Source organism: Paenibacillus sp. FSL K6-2524 (assembly GCF_038005525.1).
Classification (GTDB): domain Bacteria; phylum Bacillota; class Bacilli; order Paenibacillales; family Paenibacillaceae; genus Fontibacillus; species Fontibacillus anaericanus.
In genome coordinates this window covers 3,322,858-3,339,252 of the sequence record NZ_JBBOSP010000001.1, presented here as the reverse complement: position 1 = coordinate 3,339,252, position 16,395 = coordinate 3,322,858, and the positions used below count along the sequence as shown (strand labels likewise).

The following is a 16,395-nucleotide window of genomic DNA, read 5'->3' as shown; positions in this document are numbered from 1 at the left end:
GAAGGAGTTGTTGTTGCATGGAAGATTTAACTCAAGCGCACGGATCATGTAACTCTGATATACGAAAAAGTCATCATTCTGAAAATACTAAGAGCAATTTGGTCAGCAGGCTTAACAGAATTGAAGGCCAAATTAGAGGGCTAAAAGGATTAATCGAAAAAGACACTTACTGTGATGATGTGCTAAATCAGATCTCCTCAGTCCAATCTGCACTGAACGGCGTAGGAAAACTACTATTAGAGAATCATATGAAGAGTTGTGTCATCGAACGTATTCAGGATGGCGAGAACGAAGTTATTGATGAGTTACTTGTGACCATAAAAAAATTAATAAAATAATGCAGCACACCAAAGGGTTCGGAAGAATCCTTTTTTTGTTTGATTCAATTATAATTCATGCTGATTTTGCTTCCGAATCAAGGTTCGAGCACGGTATCGCTTTTTCTCTGCACATGATAAGTGAGCTCATTTTGGGGTATACAAATATAATGGGCTTGATGAAAGTAAGGACGTACTCTTGCTATTATAACTTGACACAATATAGGGTAGGGGGGTATACTAAATTTACGGTAGAGATGAGAAACGGTGAACGTCCTCGTTGACACTAAAGTATATGTGGCTTACTTACCCACTTGTTCACGCTGTATCTTATCTTAATCAGAAAGGTCTTTATAAAATAAAATCTCAAGTTAAAGGAGAAATGGTCCATGCAAAATGTAGTGCTAAGTGTAAAAGGAATGTCTTGCGGACACTGCGTCAACTCAATCGAAGGTGCTTTAACAATACTTGGAGTTAAGAATAGAGTAGATCTCAAGAATAACACTGTTACTGTAGAATTCGACGAAAACAAGCTAACTATAGATAGAATCAAGGGAGCTATTGAAGAACAGGGATACGAAGTCTAAAAAAACGAGGTGTTTATAGAATGGCAACTACTGAAACGGGACAATCACAAACTTCACTACAGATCACAGGGATGACTTGTGCTGCTTGTGCAAGTCGTATTGAAAAAGGCTTGAACAAACTAGAAGGTGTAACAGACGCCAACGTTAACTTTGCGATGGAAAGAGCCACAGTAACGTATGACCCAAGTAAAGTTGATGTTAGTAAGATGGAAGCGAGTATTCAGAAACTGGGTTATAGTACGGCAAAAGAAACTGTAGATTTGCAACTGGAAGGTATGACCTGTGCAGCCTGCGCAACGAGAATCGAGAAGACGTTAAACAAAATACCTGGTGTGAACACAGCTAACGTTAACTTTGCGATGGAAGTCGCACGTGTCGAATTTAATCCAGTTGAAGTATCGGTGTCCGATATGCAGAAGCGGGTGGAGAAGCTCGGATACAAAGCCGTTCCTAAGCAAGAACAAGGTGATCCATCACAACAACGTGAGAAAGAACTTTCCAGACAAAAGCGTAAACTTCTGGTCTCCGCGATTCTTTCATTGCCGTTATTGTGGGCGATGGTGAGCCACTTTTCGTTCACTTCATGGGTATGGTTACCGGAGCTCTTTATGAATCCATGGTTCCAATTAATATTGGCAACACCGGTTCAATTCTATATCGGAAGACAGTTTTACGTCGGTGCATATAAAGCGCTACGTAACGGCAGTGCCAACATGGATGTTCTGGTTTCACTAGGAACCTCAGCGGCCTACTTTTACAGCCTGTACCTGACCATTGTTTGGGCCATTGAAGGCGGTAACGCACATCACGGACCAGAAATGTATTATGAAACGAGTGCTGTACTGATTACCCTGGTTCTAATGGGGAAATTGTTCGAATCCCTGGCAAAAGGCCGGACATCAGAAGCTATTAAGTCCTTGATGGGTCTCCAAGCTAAGACAGCTTTGGTTGTTCGTGAGGGCCAAGAACTAAGTATTCCTGTAGAAGATGTTGTTGCAGGCGATATTGTTATTGTTCGTCCAGGTAATAAAGTACCTGTGGATGGCGAAGTTCTGGAAGGCACATCGTCGATCGATGAATCTATGCTGACAGGCGAAAGTCTCCCTGTTGAAAAGAAAGCTGGAGATACCGTTATTGGAGCAACGATTAATAAAAACGGGATGCTACGGATTAAAGCAACAAAAGTGGGTAAAGAAACAGCTCTCGCGCAGATCATTAAAGTGGTTGAAGAAGCACAGGGTTCCAAAGCTCCTATTCAACGGGTAGCCGACGTCATCTCTGGAATCTTTGTACCTATTGTTGTTGGGATCGCTGTAGTTGCATTCTTAGTATGGTTTTTCATCGTAACACCGGGTGACTTTGCAGGCGCTTTGGAGAAAGCAATCGCAGTTCTAGTTATCGCTTGTCCTTGTGCGCTCGGTCTAGCTACACCAACCTCTATTATGGCTGGTTCCGGCCGTGCAGCCGAACTAGGAATTCTGTTCAAGGGCGGGGAACATTTAGAGCAAACACATAAGATTGACACCATCATTTTGGATAAAACAGGTACAGTAACAAAAGGCAAACCCGAACTTACCGATGTTTTGACCCATGGAAACGAAACAGAATTTCTTAGACTTGTGGGTGCAGCAGAGAAAAACTCTGAACATCCACTCGCAGAAGCCATTGTTGCTGGCATTCTGGAAAGAAATATTGACCTACCAGGGACAGAATCCTTTGAAGCCATTCCGGGTTATGGGATCAAAGCGATTGTAGAAGGTAAAGAGTTGTTAATTGGCACAAGACGTCTCATGGATAAGTATGGTGTAGATGCAAAACATGCATATACCATAATGTCTACTTTAGAAGAATCCGGAAAAACAGCGATGCTTGTCGCCGTAGATAAAGAGTACATGGGTATGGTAGCTGTCGCAGACACTATTAAAGAAACCTCACAGGCTGCGGTCAGCCGGTTGAAGGAAATGGGTATAAAGGTCATCATGATCACCGGAGATAATGAACGGACGGCCAAGGCGATCGCGTCTCAGGTTGGCATTGATCATGTACTTGCTGAAGTTCTTCCAGAAGGCAAAGCGGAAGAAGTGAAAAAATTACAAGCCCAAGGCAAGAAAGTTGCCATGGTCGGTGATGGGATCAACGATGCTCCAGCCCTTGCTACAGCAGATATTGGGATGGCAATCGGCACGGGTACGGACGTTGCTATGGAAGCTGCGGATGTAACTTTGATGCGTGGCGATCTATCCAGCATCCCGGACGCCATCTTTATGAGTCGTAAAACGATGACTAATATTAAGCAAAATCTCTTCTGGGCACTTGGTTACAACACACTTGGTATTCCAATTGCTGCGCTTGGTTTCTTGGCTCCGTGGGTAGCAGGTGCAGCTATGGCGCTTAGCTCGGTTTCCGTTGTTCTTAATGCACTTCGTTTACAACGTGTGAAGATTCGTAACTAATCATCTACTGAGAGGGGAGTAGTTATGGGAGAAATAACGAAAATTGCAGTAGCCCCTCCAATCCAGGTGGGAGGAAGTCTATTTACGCCAGAACAGTTTGCTACAATCGGAGCTGCCCTAGGTACGAATGTGAAAATAGAAATGACACCTTTTAAACAGCTTTATTTGGAAGTTCACCTTGATCAACAAGAGTTGATTACAGCACAGCTCGAGCGTTCAGGCCTTGAAGTATATCCGGCGGGTTTTGTGACCAAAAGCTTAATCGCTTGTAATTTTTGCAAGGGGGCTGAGGAAGCAGGTCTGGAGGTAGCACAGCGATTAAATCAGTCCATAGCAGGCATTGAAACACCAATGCCACTTAAGATTGGTTATGCTGGTTGTGCACTTGGGACGAGTGAACCTTTGTTGAAAGACATTAGCGTTGTCAAAATGCGAAATACCTATGAGGTTTTTGTTGGTGGTGAACCCAAAGGCCTTAAGACTTCAATCGCTCAATCTCTTGTATCTGGCTTAACCGAAGACCAACTCGTTCCCGTTGTGACAACATTGATTAATTACTATAAGGCCAATGCCAAAGGTAAAGAAAAATTCAAGAAATTCATTGATCGAGTTACGTTAGAACAGCTGCAACAGCATGTTGCGGGTTTGTGAATACTGAACTGATAAACTAATTTTATTCTTCCCATAGAAAAGGATTGATCTTATATTTAATAAGATCAATCCTTTTTTGAATAACCAAAATAAGTAAGATACAATGGGCTCAAAGGCAAAATTAGCGCTTGGCCAACAATTGAATGTGATTGCGAATCGCTGTAACGGAACTCAGAGATGTTATTTGCGGTTTATTCCACTATTCTGGATTGTAACGGAACCAGCAGACGTTATTTCATCATTATTCATGCATTAGGGCTCATTTGGAAGGAATAAGGTCTTTCAGTTCCGTTAGAATTTGTTGTGACCCTCAAAACTTAAATTAAGGGCTGCTAGCGGTTCAACCCCCTAAATTTGGACACTTTCCACATCATTCTTAAGAAATCTCATCATAGCGCAATTTTTTGTGGGGGAATCAACCCCATGGTCATCAAACGTAAGTATTCCTTGGGTGGCCAATCCTTGAGACTGCCATGGATCCGTTCCGTATTGTAGTACCGAATGAATCGATCTACTTCTGCAAAGGCTTCTTCGTAATTTTCAAAACAATTGCGTTGGTAACATTCTCGCTCTATGATGCTGTGATACGACTCAATAAACGCGTTTTTGTTTGGTGTTTGGTTGGGGATCCGTTCGTGCTCTATGCCAGTTTGTTCGCAAAAAGTATAGAAAGCTTTACTAATAAACTGTGGCCCATTATCGGTCCGTATGACCAACTTGTGTTCTTGTTCGTGTATTCGCCGCTTTAGAAGCGCCTTCTGTACCGTACGTAAGATGTCCTGCGTGCTGCAAACCTTTCCGCGATGATGGGCGACAATGTTCCGATCAAACACGTCAATAATGCTTGCCAGGTAGAAATGCTGACGTTTACCGGCTACGTAACCGTACTTAATGTCCATCTGCCATAACTGGTTAGGTCCATCCACAACTCGGTTATTTGCAAGCCTTTTGGGTACAGGATTTGTCAGTTCACGCTGCGGATGAAGGATGCCCATTTCTTTGCATAAACGGTATACTTTCTTTTTGTTAATGATTAATTTATATTTTCGCCGCAACAACGTAGTTAGCTTTCGGTAGCCGAACGCTGAATTTGGCCCTTGGATAAGGCGTCTGAGGTACCCTCTAATACGAGCATCTACCACCTGTTTTCCATCCTTGTCAAATGAGTAACCCGGAATAGGCCGGCCGCTACTGACAGGTTGTTGGTGTTCAGGATGTTGCAGACGATAGTAGTAGGTTGAACGAGGGATTCCACACAGACGTAGTACTCTTTGAATAGGATATCCCTGTTCAATCCAGTGTGTTGCTACTTCCAATCGGGATACTTTTTTTTTACCAAGTCACGAAGGATGTTGTTTTCGAGTTCTTTTTCTCCCAACAGCTTCATGGCACTGTCATATTTCTTCTGCAAATCTTCGTAACTGGCTGCATTCTGTTTCAGTTTCTCGGCATCGATTTGCTTCTTTTTCATAAGGTCGTCCACCTCATCCTGATATTGGCGGACCCAGTTGCTTAACGTTTTAGGAGACATTCCGTGCTTCCGGGCTACCATCTCTACTCGGTAACCGGCAAGCACTTCAACCACTAGCTCCTTCTTCGTTTCAACAGGGCACCTGAATCGTCTTTTCATCGATTTACTCCTTACTCATTTTAGTGTATATGAGGTGGATTGGAGTGTCCAATTGGATTAGGGGGCTATATAGCTAGTTCCCTTAGAATGATGTTTGAATCCGTCAAACACTGATTATGGGTTAAGCCCTAAAATGTTACTGCCTTTTTTCTTTACTTGAAAAGAATTGAAATAGCGCTATATACCAATAACACCGCCATAATAATATTAAACTGTTGTCGGAACTGCGATAAGATCTTTTGAAAACTCGAACCAAATAGACTCCAACTATATGTACTCATTAAACCGACAATTCCCAAGAAGAGTGAGAAGACAAGGTAGCTAAAATATGAAGTGTAATAGGGAAGAATAAAGGTTGCTACTACTGTAATGCCAAAAAGAATACCCTTCGGATTAACAAATTGCAACAACGTACCTATTAAGAAAAAGTTTTTATTACCTTCCTCGTTGCTGTCTTCATTATGTTTACTAGTAAGTATTTTTAGAGCCAGATATAACATATAACCTACGCCAAAAATGGTCAAAGGAAATTCAATCATTGGCATTAGATTCTTAAGCAAAAGATTAAAAATAACACATAATAATGTGATAACAAAAAATCCGACACCGACTCCTAAACAGAATGTGGTTGTTCTTTTTAATCCATATTTGTTCGCAAACGCCATCGCCATGATATTGTTTGGACCTGGAGTAAAGCTGGTAACAAAAACAAATAACAAAAATGAAAATAATGGCACTATCGGACCTCCTAATCGTGTTGTATGTTATAATGACTGAAATAGACAGTATAACGTAATGCTATATATTGTACATAAAGGTCGCTATATTGTAAATGAGGTAGGAGTGATTTTATGGAAGAAATTCAACGTATTCTCGCTAAAAATTTAAAGGCAATTAGAGAGAAGGAAAAACTAAGTTTAGAGAAGGTCTCTGAATTAAGTGGAGTTAGTAAGACTATGATAGGGCAAATTGAAAGAGGCGAGTCTAGCCCAACTCTTACGACGATTTGGAAAATAGCTAATGGATTAAAGACTTCCTTTACGTCCCTAATAAATAATCCGCAACCTGATATTAAAGTTATTTTAAGAGATGAGATCCAAGTATTGTCTGAAGACAGTGGAAGGTGTAGAGTGTATCCCTCGTTTCCGTTCCATGAGGATAGACGTTTTGAAATTTACTCTGTTGAAATCGAAAAAGAGGGGGTATTAAGCTCTGATTCTCATAGAGAAGGCACCGAGGAATTTATTACTGTTTTTGAAGGAGAAGTAACTATCCATTTGAATGAATGTGAATATACCATAAAAAAAGGTGACTCCATCAGATTTAAGGCAGACAGACCTCACACTTATTATAATACTGGGGAAACCTTAACTCGTTTAAGTATGACAATATATTACCCAGCCTAACTGAGCTAAAAATTAAATCATTAATTAGTCTGTTGATTTGAATAACCTAAAGGGGAAACCAAAAATGAGCGATGTACAGTATAATTTACAATTCGAAAAACTGTGTAATACTCTAGAACTAGGTGAGATAATTGGTGTACCTGAAGAGATTTCGGGGGGACTCTTAAACCGAATGTACGCAGTTGAAACCACGCTGGGGAAATATGCGATTAAAGCATTGAACCCTCAGATTATGCTTAGACCTGAGGCAATGCAGAACTATATCAATGCAGAACGAATCGCTAATATTGCAGCGAAGAAAATCAATGCACTTCCTGCAATTCATGTTAATGGTACATCCATTCATGAAATAGAAGGTCAGTTCTATCTAGTGTTTCATTGGGTAGAGGGTAGAAGTCTGAAACTTCAAGAGATCAATATATATCACTGTGAAAAGATCGGTGCAATTCTTGCGGAAATACATAGATCTGATTATTCTAAATTAGAATTGGTTCATGATTTTTCAGATGATGTTCAGCTAACAGCTTGGAGATCCTACCTGCAAAAAGGACAGGAAAATGACTCGGAGTGGGTTAAACACCTACTTGAAATCATTGATAATCTTGACAATTGGACTGTGCAAGCAAATCAATCAGCTAGGCTCCTTGCAGCAGATAGTATTATAAGTCATCGGGATCTAGATCCCAAAAATGTTATGTGGCATAACGATAACCCCATGATTATTGATTGGGAAGCAGCTGGATTTATGAATGCAATGGTTGAAATGATCGAGACAGCAATGTACTGGTCTAAAAATGCAGAAGGAAATATGGACAAAGAGAAATTCATGGCATTTATAAGAGGATATAAAAGTATATATGGAACACTTCATGCAGATTGGAAAGTTATCTTTGATAATGGTTTCATAGGGAAATTAGGATGGCTTGAATATAACTTAAAGCGTTCATTATGGATTGAGTGTACAGATGAAGCCGAACAGCAGTTGGGAACAGCACAAGTGATAGGTACGATATACGAACTCAGAGGTTATGCAGATATGATTCCTGAATTAGAAGAATGGATAATAAATCTTCAAGGGTATGATTATTCAGCTGTGAACAGTGAGCCTCCAATTCAATTGTCGGATGACAATAATTCATAATTTCTAGAGGAGAAGGGCCAATTTGAAGAATAGTATCATAGATTACTGTATAAAGAAGCACGGAGCAACTAAAGAGTATCCCTTTGGAGACGATCCAATGGTGATCAAAATTGCGGGTAAAATGTTTGCACTTATTTTTGAGGATGAAGGGGATCATTTTCACTTGAACCTTAAATGTGACCCCGTGATTGCGGCAAACTTGAGAGAGCAACTTGAGGCAGTTCGACCTGGGTTCCACATGAACAAGAAGCACTGGAATACAGTTATGATCGATGGTTCCTTGTCTGAGTCGGAAGTCTATGACATGATTGACCACTCTTACGATTTGGTTGTCAACAATCTTCCTAAGAGATTAAAAGAATCTATAGCGGAAATGAACCCTAAAGATTAAGAAAAGCTCATTGCGAGAGGAACAGATTCCTCAACCTAATAGGTTAGAACCCATCAGAAACGGCCGTGATTATCACGGTTTTTTTTGTTGTGATGCGATCAAGAAAATCATATCGAGCACAAAATGTAGCATTGCATGATCGTTTACCGATCTCTCCTTTGATTGTTAACCATCAAATAAAATTCAGGTTTACAATAAACAAATATCAAGTTATCATATAAGCTAATACATAGACGTCGACTCTTGTAGGGATTAATTATTACAGTATTATAAACAATGGAGGTCAACAAGATGAAGACAAAAGATATGGTGTTTGCTGCGCTATTTGCTGCATTTTTAGGGGTATTAGGTATGATTCCACCGATTCCACTAGGATTTATTCCAGTACCCATTACCGTACAAACACTAGGTGTTATGTTGGCGGGATGCTTTTTAGGAAAGAAGACGGGTACGCTTAGCATAATTTTATTTATTGTAATAGTCGCTTTAGGTTTACCGTTATTATCTGGAGGACGTGGAGGTCTTGCTGTATTAGTATCACCGACTGCTGGATACTTACTAAGCTGGCCAGTGGCCGCTTTTTGCATCGGATATATGACAGAAAAGGTTTGGTCTAGGTTAAAAACATGGAAAGTTATTGCCATTAATGTGGTTTTTGGTGTGATACTTATTAGCTTAATTGGTGCTCCAGTCATGGCTCTCATAACACATACATCTGTGTGGGCCGGACTTGTGGGTGCTATCGCATTTTTACCTGGAGATTGTATCAAAGCCATTATCGCTGCCGTGATTGCAGTACAATTAAAAGGCATCAGCCCAATTGAGGAAAAAGTGCATAACTCATAGTAAATGAAATTTTGAATAGGTGTGATAAGCAATGAATCTAGTAGAACCTTTACTACGGTATGCAATGCAACAGCCTGACAAAGTTGCCTTATCCGACGGCCAAGTGTGCAATACTTATTCGTCATTGGTAATGAAGATGAAAAAGATAGCACAAGGTTTACAACAAAATGGACTCATCCATGACAAGGTAGTTATCTTATCGACGAACCGTATCGAATTCGTGGAGGTTTTTCTGGGAGCCATCTATGCAGGATGCGTTCCCATTCCTTTGGATCCAAAATGGAGTGCAAAAGAAATTAACACTATTTTACAGCAGTGTCAGCCGAGAATGATTTTTACAGAGAATACATTTACAGAGTTTCTAATTAATCAGGCCAGTGGAATCCCACTTTTCACCTATTCTGATGAAGAAATAGGTTCCTATGACAACTGGCTAGATACTTTAAAACCAGAAGCTGAAATAGATGACACCAACGAATTATTATTTATTGGTTTTACTTCAGGAACAACGGGTATGCCAAAAGGGTATATGCGCACACATTTATCGTGGATCAAAAGCTTTGAGGCGACGAGGGAAGCCTTCCAACTGAACAACATGGAGCATATTTTAGCCCCAGGTCCATTGGTTCACTCTTTATCATTATTTACCTTAATGCAGAGCCTTTACAGTGGTGCGACCTTTCATATAGTTAATCAATTTAATGCATCAAAGGTATTGCAGCTGTGCGAGCAGATCCCAGCTGCTGTTTTGTTTGTCGTACCAACCATGATTGAAGCGTTGATGAAGAAGGCCATCCCTGATCAGACGCAAATTCAAGCATTGATTAGCTCGGGCGGGAAGTGGTCTGAGGCATCGAAGAATAGATGCCAGGAGGTATTTGGCGGGGCAAAGTTATATGAATATTACGGTTCATCTGAAGCGAGCTATATCAGTTATTTAGATATTCGTTCCGAAGACAAGGCGAATTCAGTAGGCAAGCCCTTTCCTGGTGTACAAATATCGATTCGTGATGAATATTTTCAGGAGGTACCCACTGGCCGTATAGGACAGCTATACATTCGTAGTGATATGATGTTCAAAGGCTATTATCAACTACCTGAAGAAACAGCAGCTGTTTTTCGAGATGGATGGCTCATGCTTGGAGACTATGCCTCTATGGATCATGATGGATTTTTGTATATGGCCGGTCGAGCTAAAAATAGAATGGTATCAGGTGGCCTGAATATTTTCCCCGAGGAAGTAGAGGCGGTGCTAGAACAGATTCCGGAAATTCACGAAGTGATGGTATTTGGAATGCCAGATACATACTGGGGTGAACAGGTAACGGCACTCGTGAAGTGGAACGGTAAGCAGCGCTTATCTATAGAAGAAATAAAGAATTACTGTCGCCAGTATTTAGCTAGTTACAAAGCCCCGAAGCAGCTTATCACGGTGGATGAGTTCATCTATACAAGTAGTGGTAAATTGGCACGTCAGGCAATGAAAGACTACACGAAAAGAGTGATCCTATGACAGAGGCTGTCATTGTCATGGCTAAACGTACGCCAATTGGGAAGATGGGTGGCCTATTAAGCGTTCTTGAGCCGGAGGCATTATTAGCAGTTCTTATTCAGGATATCGTAGCAAATACGAAATTACCAAAAGACTTGATTGATGATGTCATCATAGGCAATGTCATTGGTCCAGGTGGTAATATTGCACGGGTTGCTGCGCTGGAAGCAGGGCTACCTGTCACAGTGGCAGGTGTTACGATCGATCGGCAGTGCGGTTCGGGCCTAGAAGCTATCAATATAGCAGCACGACTCATTCAAAGTGGCGCAGGTGAGGTGTATTTAGCAGGTGGTGTTGAAAGTACAAGTCGTGCACCATGGAAAATGGCCAAGCCACTGACGCTAATGGGTGTACCGCAGCTTTACACGCGCGCTCCCTTCACTCCGAGCTCCTATGGTGATCCCGATATGGGCATTGCGGCGGAGAATGTTGCCAAACTATATACGATTTCAAGGGAAGAACAAGATATATATGCTTTAAGGAGCCATCAAAAAGCGCTTGAATCCCAGCAAACGGGCCGATTTCAGCAAGAAATTGTTCCTGTTCAAGTGAATGGTGAGTGGGTTACCGTCGATGAATGTCCAAGAGCTAATACTAGCTTGGAAAAGCTGCAACAACTGTCACCAATCTTTCTGGAAGAGGGTACCGTAACTGCTGGCAATGCGTGTCCTATTAACGATGGGGCGGCTCTTGTTCTCATCATGTCCCTTGAGAAATGCCGGGCACTCCAACTAAAACCTATTTTACGTGTGGTGGATGCTCAGGTTGCAGGTGTAGATCCGCATTATTTAGGCATGGGTCCCGTTCCAGCTGTTCACAAAGTTCTAAGACGTCAGCTTCTGACGATTGCAGATCTAGATATAGTAGAGTTTAATGAAGCCTTTGCTTCGCAAGTATTAGCCTCATTAAGAGAGCTGCAGATCTCAGAGGAAAAGGTCAATCTTGGAGGTGGTGCACTTGCTATTGGCCATCCTTATGGTGCCTCAGGAGCCATCTTAATGACGAGATTATGTTCAGAGATGCTACATAAACCTTATAAGAGAGGTCTTGCAACACTAGGTATTGGCGGAGGAATAGGTCTCGCCACCTTAGTGGAGGCCATCGAATGAATAGGGTCAGGCATCAGCTCTATATCACAGCCGAATGGATTTCGCACTATGCGCAAAGTATCGAAGCGCCAATCCAGACAATCAATGGACATCTGATTGCACCTGCAACTATGCCCATTATTTTTTGGCAGGAATTCGATATTCCATGGCTGGTCAAAATTGAACCCTTGATTCACGGTTCGCAGCATTTTTCCTATGAGACACCAATTATAGCGGGTATGACTTTGGACTGTGAATTAACTTTAACGAGCGTGGAGAAAAAAACAGGCAGACAAGGAGGGCTAACATTGTATACTCATAGCCTTGTTTGTATGTATGATGGTGATCTCATTGTCACAGCGGAAACCGTATTAATCTCTGTAGGTGATGGTGTATGAATAAAAGAATTACAGCTGCGGCGATCCGGCAATACGCCGATGTCTCTAAAGACACGACTGCTATTCATCTGAACGCTGAAGCCGCAGCCAAGGTCGGCTACAAGCAACCTATCGCGCATGGCATGTATATCATGGGGCTAGCACAATCCATGTATTTAAACGAGCATCCATCACAATGGATCTCATCTTATAGCATGAAATTCCAAAAGCCACTATTAGTAGATTCGATTGCGATCTTTGACTTTGAAGTCTGTGACAGCACGATTCAAGTGACCATTACAGTAGAATCTGGCGAGGTGATCGCTTTGGGAGATTTTTCAGTGAAAGAGAGGCAGTGATGAATAAAGTAGCCGTAATTACAGGAGCGACTAGGGGAATAGGTCGCAGCATTGCCATACAGCTTGGGCAAGTCGGTTATCAGGTGATTGTTAACGGCATGAATCAAACGCTAATCGACGAAGTTGTGCGGGAGATTCAGCGAACTGGTGGTGAGGCAAACGGGTACGCTGCCAATGTGGCAGATCCGTCAGAGGTCACGGCGATGGTGGATGTTATAATAGCAAAGTATGGATGTATTGATGTATTCATTCATTCCGCCGGAAATTTGCATGACCATAAAATGATGAACATGTCGGATGAAACGTGGCAATCTGTACTAGACGTGCATTTAAATAGCGCCTTCTACTGTATTCAGCGGATATTACCCAATATGCACAATGGTGGGGACATTCTATTGATGACTTCGACTGCCGGATTGACCGGTTCTGTTGGGCAAGTGAATTACAGCGCAGCCAAAGCCGGAATACTCGGTATCGTGTGGACGCTAGCAGCCGAGCTACAGCACAATCAGATAAGAGTGAATGCCATTGCCCCTGCCGCTTTAACGGATATGACCAGACCTATCATCGAGCATGTGAAAGAAAAGTACGCCAACCGCAATGAGCCGTTCCCCGAGTTCTGGAAAGTGGGTAGTCCCGACGATGTCGCTAGATTCGTGGCCTTGCTGCTGGAACAGTCGGATCCGGATTTAACAGGTGAAATATTTGGTGTAAACGGTACGAAGGTGACAAAGTGGCAAAAGCCTACACCCGCCTTTTCCGCAAATAGCGTCGAGGAATTTTTCGGGACATGGCAGCACCAGAAGGGAAGATGAATCATGCTTACATTCGATCACGTCCATTTTTATTATAAAAAAGGACAACCTGTCATAGAGGATATGAGCTTTACAATAGAGTCAGGTGAATTTGTGACGATTGTCGGAGCAAATGGATGTGGCAAGTCCACGATTGCTAAGCTAATGGACGGATTGCTACTGCCGAAGGAAGGCCATGTGAAATTTAAGAGTCTAGATACGTCAAACTCTGTAGACCTTGATAAGATCCATAAACAAATAGGTTTTGTATTCCAAAATCCAGAGGACCAATTCATTACTACAACGGTTATGGAAGAGGTGATTTTTGGATTGGAAAATATTCGTGTCCCAAGAGAGGAAATTCGCAGCCGATTGGATTATGCACTACAAGCTGTTCAGATGGAGGATTACCTTGAGGCCATGCCACATCAGCTATCCGGTGGTCAAAAGCAACGTGTTGCTATTGCAGCGATACTAGCCATGCGCCCTCAGATCATTATCTTTGATGAAGCTACTTCCATGCTTGATCCACAGGGCAGGGAACAGGTGCTGTCCATTATGCATGAGCTACATACTAAGGGCATGACCATCATTCACATCACCCATCATATGGAGGAAGTGCTATCTGCAGAGCGTATTTTACTCATTCATGAAGGACGAATTGAATTTGATGGAGATCCATTGTCCTTTTTTGAAACAGTACCCGTTACAGAATATCAATTAGAACTGCCCTTTGCAGTGCGACTACATCACAAGCTCCAACTAAAGACGCCACTCATGGCAAATTGGAAGGAGATGATTTCTTTTCAATGATATATCAATTAAGTAATGTGAGCGTGAACTACGTCGATCGGGTGGCATTGCATAATGTCAGCTGTACGATTCAAGAAGGCAAATGGATTTCCGTCATTGGACAAACGGGCGCAGGCAAGTCTACGTTCGCTAAAGTGCTGAAAGGTCTGATTCCCAACATAGAGGGAGAATATTGGATTAATCAGCAACCTATTCATAAGGATGCCAAAGGACAATTAAAGGTAGTTCCTAATATAGGCTATGTTTTTCAGTATCCGGAGCATCAATTATTTGAAACAACGGTTTTAAAAGAGCTGGCCTTTGCTCCGAAGCTACAAGGGTATTCACATCAGCAAATAGCGAAATTAATTGAGACAATTCTGCCGCAAGTGGGTCTGACCAAGGATATTCTTCCATTGGTGCCGTTCCAATTAAGCGGGGGCGAAAAACGTCGTGTGGCTATAGCTTCGGTGTTGATGATGGATCCCAAACTGCTTATTTTAGATGAACCTACAGCAGGTCTTGATCCAGTAAGCCGAACGGCTCTACTACAGCTGCTAAAAAAGTGGCAGAAACAAGATAATCGCACCATTCTCTTCATTTCTCATCAGATGGATGATGTTGCCGAATATTCGAATGAAGTCATGGTATTACACGCAGGACAATTAATGGGACATTATGACACCAACACTTTGTTTCTAGAGAAGTCGGAATTACTGGAAGAAGTCGGATTGTCACTACCAGAACCTCTGCAACTTTTGAAGTTAGTGGAGGAACTATCCGGCCAGACAATTGAAGTTGCAAGTTGTAGGGAGCAGGTTATTATCGAACAAGTGCGGCCATTCTTGCAATCAAGGAGCTTCTAAATGGCGAAAACCGTATTAATTGGACAGTATGTGGAGACAAATTCAGTATTTCATCGTCTGGACCCTCGGACAAAGATTATAAGTATGATCATGATCATGCTAAGCTTCCTAACGCTAGAATCGTTCATTAGCTATGTAGTCGCAACTCTCTTCGTTGTTAGCATATTATTGCTATCCAAAATCTCATTTCACATTTTTGTGAGAGGGTTAAAGCCTATCTTGTTTATATTGATTTTTACTTTTATATATAATGTCGTATCCACGAAAGGAACCGTCATTTGGTCCTGGTCATTCATTGAGGTGACAGTGGAAGGGCTGTACAATGGGATACGTATCGTCTGGCGTATCATGTTACTTATTTTACTCGCTTCAATATTAACATTAACCACAAAACCGTTATCGCTAGCCCATGGTCTAGAAAAGTTACTAGCACCGTTATCCAAATTACACGTACCTGTAGAGCAGTTTTCTTTAATGATCGTAATAGCGATTCGATTTATTCCAACCATTGTGCAGGAGCTTGATCGGATTCTGCTAGCACAAAAGGCTAGGGGATATGATATTACGGTTTTAAAGCTACCGAAACGAATATTGGCTTATGTTCCGATTCTTATTCCTTTACTCTTCACGATCACTCAACGCGCCGAACAACTGACTTATGCTATTGATGCGCGTGCTTATGGGAATGGCAAGGGGCGGACTACTTTTAGGCCATTGAAATTTCAGCAAATCGATTATAAAGTAGGGGGAATACTCATTTTAATTACGGTGAGCCTACTATTATTAAATATGAGGGGAATTTAGATGGACATTTTTGGATCTGTCGTGGATAATCAAACACGATGTGTTCATTATCATACAGGAAAAGATATTATTGCTATTAAGTTTAAATGCTGCAATCGCTACTATCCTTGCTACAAATGCCATGAAGAACACGCAGATCATTGTATCGAGCGTTGGACACAAGATCAGTTCGACGAATTGGCTATTCTTTGCGGTAATTGCCACAAGGAATTAACGATTCACGAGTACATGAACACAACAAGTTGCTATCATTGCCGGGCTATATTTAATGAAAGATGTGCCAACCATTATCCCATATATTTCGAACCATCTACCGATAAAGAAAATAGGGAGAGATAAAG

Annotated in this window: 20 protein-coding genes; 17 read left to right on the top strand and 3 right to left on the bottom strand. The window is 41.7% G+C overall.

Annotated elements, in window-relative coordinates:
- Window positions 1–17 precede the first annotated feature (17 nt).
- The 4 genes from NST85_RS15250 (at window position 18) to NST85_RS15235 (ending at window position 4,008) form a co-directional block, all read left to right on the top strand.
- The gene (locus NST85_RS15250; RefSeq protein ID WP_341189702.1) at window positions 18–338 is read left to right on the top strand and encodes a metal-sensitive transcriptional regulator; all 321 of its coding nucleotides are present in this window, start codon (window positions 18–20) and stop codon (window positions 336–338) included.
- Window positions 339–706: 368 nt separating this feature from the next.
- Window positions 707–904, top strand: a complete 198-nt coding sequence (locus NST85_RS15245; protein ID WP_127192746.1) for a copper ion binding protein — start codon at window positions 707–709, stop codon at window positions 902–904.
- Between the two features lie 20 nt (window positions 905–924).
- Window positions 925–3,357 carry a heavy metal translocating P-type ATPase gene (locus NST85_RS15240; protein ID WP_127192745.1) on the top strand — a complete coding sequence of 811 codons (2,433 nt, stop codon included), beginning with the start codon at window positions 925–927 and terminating at the stop codon, window positions 3,355–3,357.
- 24 nt (window positions 3,358–3,381) lie between these two features.
- On the top strand, window positions 3,382–4,008 hold the full coding sequence (locus NST85_RS15235; RefSeq protein WP_127192744.1) for a nitrite reductase: 627 nt from the start codon (window positions 3,382–3,384) through the stop codon (window positions 4,006–4,008).
- A gap of 389 nt (window positions 4,009–4,397) precedes the next feature.
- On the opposite strand, the gene NST85_RS15230 is transcribed toward NST85_RS15235, so the two are convergent.
- The 3 genes from NST85_RS15230 to NST85_RS15220 all read right to left on the bottom strand — a co-directional run bounded on the left by NST85_RS15230 (window position 4,398) and on the right by NST85_RS15220 (window position 6,375).
- The gene (locus tag NST85_RS15230; RefSeq protein WP_127195315.1) at window positions 4,398–5,324 is read right to left on the bottom strand and encodes an IS3 family transposase; all 927 of its coding nucleotides are present in this window, start codon (window positions 5,322–5,324) and stop codon (window positions 4,398–4,400) included.
- Window positions 5,315–5,638 carry a transposase gene (locus tag NST85_RS15225; protein WP_127195314.1) on the bottom strand — a complete coding sequence of 108 codons (324 nt, stop codon included), beginning with the start codon at window positions 5,636–5,638 and terminating at the stop codon, window positions 5,315–5,317. Before NST85_RS15225 ends, NST85_RS15230 begins: the two co-directional genes overlap by 10 nt.
- A gap of 152 nt (window positions 5,639–5,790) precedes the next feature.
- Window positions 5,791–6,375: a LysE family transporter gene (locus tag NST85_RS15220; protein WP_127192743.1), complete on the bottom strand. Its 585-nt coding sequence runs from the start codon at window positions 6,373–6,375 to the stop codon at window positions 5,791–5,793.
- A gap of 114 nt (window positions 6,376–6,489) precedes the next feature.
- On the opposite strand from NST85_RS15220, the gene NST85_RS15215 reads away from it, so the two are divergent.
- The 13 genes from NST85_RS15215 to NST85_RS15155 all read left to right on the top strand — a co-directional run bounded on the left by NST85_RS15215 (window position 6,490) and on the right by NST85_RS15155 (window position 16,393).
- Window positions 6,490–7,044, top strand: a complete 555-nt coding sequence (locus tag NST85_RS15215; RefSeq protein WP_127192742.1) for a helix-turn-helix domain-containing protein — start codon at window positions 6,490–6,492, stop codon at window positions 7,042–7,044.
- Between the two features lie 64 nt (window positions 7,045–7,108).
- Window positions 7,109–8,185: a phosphotransferase gene (locus tag NST85_RS15210; protein ID WP_341189701.1), complete on the top strand. Its 1,077-nt coding sequence runs from the start codon at window positions 7,109–7,111 to the stop codon at window positions 8,183–8,185.
- A 22-nt stretch (window positions 8,186–8,207) separates the two neighbouring features.
- Window positions 8,208–8,576 (top strand): MmcQ/YjbR family DNA-binding protein, encoded by a 369-nt coding sequence (locus NST85_RS15205; RefSeq protein ID WP_341189700.1) that lies wholly within the window; start codon window positions 8,208–8,210, stop codon window positions 8,574–8,576.
- A gap of 291 nt (window positions 8,577–8,867) precedes the next feature.
- Window positions 8,868–9,422 carry a biotin transporter BioY gene (locus NST85_RS15200; protein ID WP_307397360.1) on the top strand — a complete coding sequence of 185 codons (555 nt, stop codon included), beginning with the start codon at window positions 8,868–8,870 and terminating at the stop codon, window positions 9,420–9,422.
- A 31-nt stretch (window positions 9,423–9,453) separates the two neighbouring features.
- Window positions 9,454–10,935: an AMP-binding protein gene (locus NST85_RS15195; RefSeq protein ID WP_341189699.1), complete on the top strand. Its 1,482-nt coding sequence runs from the start codon at window positions 9,454–9,456 to the stop codon at window positions 10,933–10,935.
- Window positions 10,932–12,083 (top strand): thiolase family protein, encoded by a 1,152-nt coding sequence (locus NST85_RS15190; protein WP_341189698.1) that lies wholly within the window; start codon window positions 10,932–10,934, stop codon window positions 12,081–12,083. The genes NST85_RS15195 and NST85_RS15190 overlap by 4 nt, the downstream gene beginning before the upstream one ends.
- The gene (locus NST85_RS15185) at window positions 12,080–12,460 is read left to right on the top strand and encodes an FAS1-like dehydratase domain-containing protein (protein WP_127192736.1); all 381 of its coding nucleotides are present in this window, start codon (window positions 12,080–12,082) and stop codon (window positions 12,458–12,460) included. The genes NST85_RS15190 and NST85_RS15185 overlap by 4 nt, the downstream gene beginning before the upstream one ends.
- On the top strand, window positions 12,457–12,798 hold the full coding sequence (locus tag NST85_RS15180) for a MaoC family dehydratase (protein WP_341189697.1): 342 nt from the start codon (window positions 12,457–12,459) through the stop codon (window positions 12,796–12,798). Before NST85_RS15185 ends, NST85_RS15180 begins: the two co-directional genes overlap by 4 nt.
- Entirely contained in the window at window positions 12,798–13,613 is an 816-nt protein-coding gene (locus tag NST85_RS15175; RefSeq protein WP_341189696.1) for an SDR family NAD(P)-dependent oxidoreductase, read from the top strand. The genes NST85_RS15180 and NST85_RS15175 overlap by 1 nt, the downstream gene beginning before the upstream one ends.
- Window positions 13,614–13,616: 3 nt before the next feature.
- A complete protein-coding gene (locus NST85_RS15170; protein ID WP_341189695.1) occupies window positions 13,617–14,405 on the top strand; it encodes an energy-coupling factor transporter ATPase in 789 nt (262 codons plus the stop codon).
- Window positions 14,402–15,250: an ATP-binding cassette domain-containing protein gene (locus tag NST85_RS15165; protein WP_341189694.1), complete on the top strand. Its 849-nt coding sequence runs from the start codon at window positions 14,402–14,404 to the stop codon at window positions 15,248–15,250. Before NST85_RS15170 ends, NST85_RS15165 begins: the two co-directional genes overlap by 4 nt.
- Window positions 15,251–16,054 (top strand): energy-coupling factor transporter transmembrane component T family protein, encoded by an 804-nt coding sequence (locus tag NST85_RS15160; protein WP_127192731.1) that lies wholly within the window; start codon window positions 15,251–15,253, stop codon window positions 16,052–16,054.
- A complete protein-coding gene (locus tag NST85_RS15155; protein ID WP_127192730.1) occupies window positions 16,055–16,393 on the top strand; it encodes a CHY zinc finger protein in 339 nt (112 codons plus the stop codon). It begins immediately after the preceding gene.
- Window positions 16,394–16,395 lie beyond the last annotated feature (2 nt).

Coding starts and splice junctions, on each gene's coding strand:
- NST85_RS15250 (WP_341189702.1), top strand. CDS start 18: ATGGAAGATTTAACTCAAGCGCACGGATCATGTAACTCTGATATACGA.
- NST85_RS15245 (WP_127192746.1), top strand. CDS start 707: ATGCAAAATGTAGTGCTAAGTGTAAAAGGAATGTCTTGCGGACACTGC.
- NST85_RS15240 (WP_127192745.1), top strand. CDS start 925: ATGGCAACTACTGAAACGGGACAATCACAAACTTCACTACAGATCACA.
- NST85_RS15235 (WP_127192744.1), top strand. CDS start 3,382: ATGGGAGAAATAACGAAAATTGCAGTAGCCCCTCCAATCCAGGTGGGA.
- NST85_RS15225 (WP_127195314.1), bottom strand. CDS start 5,638: ATGAAAAGACGATTCAGGTGCCCTGTTGAAACGAAGAAGGAGCTAGTG.
- NST85_RS15215 (WP_127192742.1), top strand. CDS start 6,490: ATGGAAGAAATTCAACGTATTCTCGCTAAAAATTTAAAGGCAATTAGA.
- NST85_RS15210 (WP_341189701.1), top strand. CDS start 7,109: ATGAGCGATGTACAGTATAATTTACAATTCGAAAAACTGTGTAATACT.
- NST85_RS15200 (WP_307397360.1), top strand. CDS start 8,868: ATGAAGACAAAAGATATGGTGTTTGCTGCGCTATTTGCTGCATTTTTA.
- NST85_RS15195 (WP_341189699.1), top strand. CDS start 9,454: ATGAATCTAGTAGAACCTTTACTACGGTATGCAATGCAACAGCCTGAC.
- NST85_RS15190 (WP_341189698.1), top strand. CDS start 10,932: ATGACAGAGGCTGTCATTGTCATGGCTAAACGTACGCCAATTGGGAAG.
- NST85_RS15185 (WP_127192736.1), top strand. CDS start 12,080: ATGAATAGGGTCAGGCATCAGCTCTATATCACAGCCGAATGGATTTCG.
- NST85_RS15180 (WP_341189697.1), top strand. CDS start 12,457: ATGAATAAAAGAATTACAGCTGCGGCGATCCGGCAATACGCCGATGTC.
- NST85_RS15175 (WP_341189696.1), top strand. CDS start 12,798: ATGAATAAAGTAGCCGTAATTACAGGAGCGACTAGGGGAATAGGTCGC.
- NST85_RS15170 (WP_341189695.1), top strand. CDS start 13,617: ATGCTTACATTCGATCACGTCCATTTTTATTATAAAAAAGGACAACCT.
- NST85_RS15165 (WP_341189694.1), top strand. CDS start 14,402: ATGATATATCAATTAAGTAATGTGAGCGTGAACTACGTCGATCGGGTG.
- NST85_RS15160 (WP_127192731.1), top strand. CDS start 15,251: ATGGCGAAAACCGTATTAATTGGACAGTATGTGGAGACAAATTCAGTA.
- NST85_RS15155 (WP_127192730.1), top strand. CDS start 16,055: ATGGACATTTTTGGATCTGTCGTGGATAATCAAACACGATGTGTTCAT.